The 3,311-nt window shown below is 47.3% G+C and carries 3 protein-coding genes; 2 read left to right on the forward strand and 1 reads right to left on the reverse strand.

What is annotated here, in order from left to right; genetic code table 11:
- Window positions 1-221 precede the first annotated feature (221 nt).
- Window positions 222-1,622 carry a gluconeogenesis factor YvcK family protein gene (locus QUA97_RS27995; RefSeq protein ID WP_194068300.1) on the reverse strand — a complete coding sequence of 467 codons (1,401 nt, stop codon included), beginning with the start codon at window positions 1,620-1,622 and terminating at the stop codon, window positions 222-224.
- A gap of 164 nt (window positions 1,623-1,786) precedes the next feature.
- Between QUA97_RS27995 and QUA97_RS28000 the strand changes: the two genes are divergently transcribed.
- Window positions 1,787-2,569 carry an ABC transporter ATP-binding protein gene (locus QUA97_RS28000; protein ID WP_194068302.1) on the forward strand — a complete coding sequence of 261 codons (783 nt, stop codon included), beginning with the start codon at window positions 1,787-1,789 and terminating at the stop codon, window positions 2,567-2,569.
- Window positions 2,570-2,862: 293 nt separating this feature from the next.
- On the forward strand, window positions 2,863-3,240 hold the full coding sequence (locus QUA97_RS28005; protein ID WP_194068304.1) for a four helix bundle protein: 378 nt from the start codon (window positions 2,863-2,865) through the stop codon (window positions 3,238-3,240).
- Window positions 3,241-3,311 lie beyond the last annotated feature (71 nt).

Consider the following 3,311-nt stretch of genomic DNA (forward strand, 5'->3'; position numbering starts at 1 on the left):
AGTTGTTGGTTGTTAGTTGTTGGTTGTTGGTTGTTAGTTGTTAGTTGTTAGTTGTTGGTTGTTAGTTGTTAGTTGTTAGTTGTTAGTAGGGGCGGTGCGCCGTGCCCGCCCTCAGTTGTTAGTCAACAGTCAACAGTCAACAGTTAACAGCTAACAGTCAACAGTCAACAGTTAACAGTTAACAGTCAACAGTCAACAGCTAACAGTTAACAGTTAACAGCTTAAATGTTCTGGGCGCGCCCGTACCAACGCAGCAACATTCCCGCCAACCTTTGAGAATTGTGGCGAATTAAACCCGTATTTTTATCTTCATCCATCACATTTGCGATGACTATTCGCCTGCCCAATTGCGTTACGGCTTCTCTATCGAGCACTACCGGATAGGAATTTTCCTGAGAATAGCGGATCAAGGCTTTTGCAGAAGGGACTTTTCCTTGAACTACTACAGCATCGAACAGGGGCCGGCCGCAAGCGCGATCGATCGCCCGAATGTGATCTGCAACACTGTATCCGTCAGTTTCTCCCGGCTGAGTCATAATATTGCACACATAAATGCGCGGAACTTCGCTGCGGGCGATCGCCTCGGCAATTTCCGGCACCAACAAATTCGGAATCACGCTCGTATAAAGACTCCCCGGCCCAATAATTATAAAATCCGCTTCCCTCAGCGCGATCGCCACCTTGGGCAAAGCGGGAGGATTAGCAGGAATGCAGCCTATTTTGACGATTTTTCCGTTAGCTTCGGTAATGCTGGACTCCCCCTCAATTATCCTGCCGTCAGCCAGTTCTGCCCACAAAGAAACGTCGCTCAGAGTGGCCGGCAGCACCTCTCCCCTAACCGCTAAAACTTTAGAACTCGCGGCGATCGCCTGTTCCAAATCTCCAGCAATATCGCTCATCGCCGTCAAAAACAAATTCCCAAAACTGTGGCCCACCAAACCGTCACCGGCCTGAAAACGATATTGAAATAACTCAGTCAATAACTTTTCCTCATCTGCCAAGGCCGCCAAACAATTGCGAATATCTCCCGGCGGCAGCACCCCAATTTCCCGCCGCAGTCGCCCGGAAGACCCGCCGTCATCCGCCACCGTGACAATAGCAGTGATTTTGGCACTGTATTCCTTCAATCCCCTGAGCAAATTAGAAAGCCCGGTACCGCCTCCAATTGCCACAATTTTCGGGCCGCGGTGCAAGCGGCGGTGGTTGAGGAGTCGATCGACCAATTCCTCATTCCCTTCCGGCATCAGCACTTGAGTAATAGAGTTCAAACTGCGAGTTTGCCCCCACAAAATTAACAAAATCCCGCCAGCAATCACGACCGGCCCCGACACGTAATTGGGAATAACTTCTGCAATCCACGTCAAAAAATTTCTCAACAATTGCAACAAGAAAAAAATCGGAGTCATCCCAGTCCAAATCGCTAAACCCAAGGTGGCAAGCACCACACCGCTAGCACTGATCAGCAGCCACCGTTTCACCAACAGTCCGGGGGCCAACCACTTAAACCACTGGTGAACTCGCCCGTTCCGCAAAGAAGGGGGGTAAGGATTTCTGGAATGGGCAATAACCTGCTTGGCTTTAGCCAAGACGCGAAGGGCTTTAGGAAATGAACTAATTGACATGGTTAATTAGTCTTAAGGGTATTGGAACAGCTCAATCTGACAAATTTACAATACAAGAGAGTTTTGATTCTGGCAGTCTATTTAAGTCATTAATTATTAGTCATGAGTCCTCAGTCATTAGCTAGACTGATGACTGAGGACTGACAACTTATTGATAACATCTTATGGTTGAGCCGCTAATCGAACTCAAAGGGGTAAGTAAGTCCTTCGGCCAGAACCAGATCCTCGATCGAGTCGATCTGAACATTTATCGGGGAGAGGCCCTGGCAATTATTGGCCCTTCCGGGACGGGGAAATCGACGATTTTGCGGATAATTGCGGGTTTGTTGGCCCCCGATGCCGGAGAGGTTGTCGTTCAGGGACAGCGCAGGGTGGGATGGGTAGACGACGTGGCAGATCCGATCGGGATTGGGATGGTGTTTCAGCAAGCGGCTTTGTTTGATTCGCTGACGGTGGAGGAGAATGTCGGTTTTTTACTGTACCAGCATTCTAAGCTGCCGCGCCCCCGGATTCGGCAATTGGTCGAGGAGAAGTTGGATATGGTGGGTTTACCGGGAATTGGCGAACGCTATCCAGCGCAGTTGTCTGGGGGAATGCGGAAGCGGGTAAGTTTTGCCCGCGCCATCATGGCGAATCCCGATAATGCGAGGGATAATCCAGAGGTTTTACTGTACGACGAACCGACGGCGGGTTTAGATCCCATCGCTTCGACGGTAATTGAAGATTTAATCCGCGACTTGCAGAAAGCTCAAGGAGTTTGCAGCACTTATGCGATCGTCACCCACCAAGACAGTACCATCCGCCGCACAGCCGATCGCATCATATTTCTCTATCAAGGCAAAGTGCAGTGGGAGGGAACCGTCAGCGACATTGCAACCACAGATAATTTATTAATTAAACAATTTTTTAGCGGCAGCGTTACCGGGCCGATTCAACTGATTGGATAGTCATTAGTCATTGGTCATTAGTCATTAGTCATTAGTCATTGGTCATTGGTCATTGGTCATTGGTCATTAGTCATTAGTCATTGGTCATTAGTCATTGGTCATTGGTCATTAGTCATTGGTCATTGGTCATTGGTCATTGGTCATTGGTCAGCAGTCATTGGTCATTAGTCATTGGTCATTGGTCATTGGTCATTGGTCATTAGTCATTGGTCATTGGTCATTGGTCATTGGTCATTAGTCAGCAGTCATTGGTCATTAGTCATTGGTCATCGATTATTAAGAACGAGGGTAATATGACAAGCAAAAGTTTTCAGGAATTGCGGGTTTATAGATTATCAGAACGATTAGCAGATGAGATCTGGAAAATTGTTAACAGTTGGGATATTTTTGCCAAAGATACGATCGGCAAACAAATTGTCCGTTCAGCAGATAGCGTCGGTGCTAACATAGCAGAAGGACTAGGACGAGGCAGCTATCAAGACAATCGACGCTTTGTAAAAATAGCCAGAGCCTCTCTGAACGAAACTCAGCACTGGTTGAGACGAGCTTACACTCGAAACCTTTTAACTGTTCAACAGATAAATGAGCTTACAGCCCTCATTAACGACTTAGCCCCTCAATTAAACTCCTACCTACAATCTATTGGGCCATGCCCTAAAAATCACGACTAATAACCAATAACCAATAACCAATAACCAATAACCAATAACCAATAACCAATAACCAATAACCAATAACCAAT

The organism is Microcoleus sp. CZ3-B2, assembly GCF_036705055.1.
In the GTDB taxonomy this organism is placed as follows: Bacteria; Cyanobacteriota; Cyanobacteriia; order Cyanobacteriales; family Microcoleaceae; genus Microcoleus.

What these genes read in the sequence shown, in the direction of transcription:
- QUA97_RS27995 (WP_194068300.1), bottom strand. Translation starts at nt 1,622, where the DNA reads ATGTCAATTAGTTCATTTCCTAAAGCCCTTCGCGTCTTGGCTAAAGCC.
- QUA97_RS28005 (WP_194068304.1), top strand. Translation starts at nt 2,863, where the DNA reads ATGACAAGCAAAAGTTTTCAGGAATTGCGGGTTTATAGATTATCAGAA.
- QUA97_RS28000 (WP_194068302.1), top strand. Translation starts at nt 1,787, where the DNA reads ATGGTTGAGCCGCTAATCGAACTCAAAGGGGTAAGTAAGTCCTTCGGC.